This window comes from Pseudoalteromonas rubra, assembly GCF_005887115.1.
Lineage (GTDB): Bacteria > Pseudomonadota > Gammaproteobacteria > Enterobacterales > Alteromonadaceae > Pseudoalteromonas > Pseudoalteromonas rubra_F.
This window is the reverse complement of record NZ_PNCJ01000176.1, coordinates 1-213: the sequence shown is the minus strand read 5'-3', so window position 1 is coordinate 213 and position 213 is coordinate 1. Positions and strand designations below refer to the sequence as shown.

The following is a 213-nucleotide window of genomic DNA, read 5'->3' as shown; positions in this document are numbered from 1 at the left end:
ATCGGCTGCATAACCGTCGAGCTCGCATCCCGAGTCTATCAATATCAAGTCGCCATCTTTTAAGGTCGACTCATTTTCGGTGTAATGCAAAATAGTGGCATTGTCACCACTGCCGACAATAGTGCCGTAAGCGGGGTGACGAGCTCCATTCATAGCATAATGGTGATGCAACTCCGCCTCTAATTGGTACTCGGTGGCACCGGGTTTTGCAAA

General features: G+C 49.3%; 1 protein-coding gene. It reads right to left on the bottom strand.

Annotated features, from left to right (window positions below; all coding sequences use genetic code 11):
* Positions 1-213: M24 family metallopeptidase (locus tag CWB98_RS23645; RefSeq protein WP_138546991.1), on the bottom strand; the 213-nt coding region annotated here is incomplete at both ends.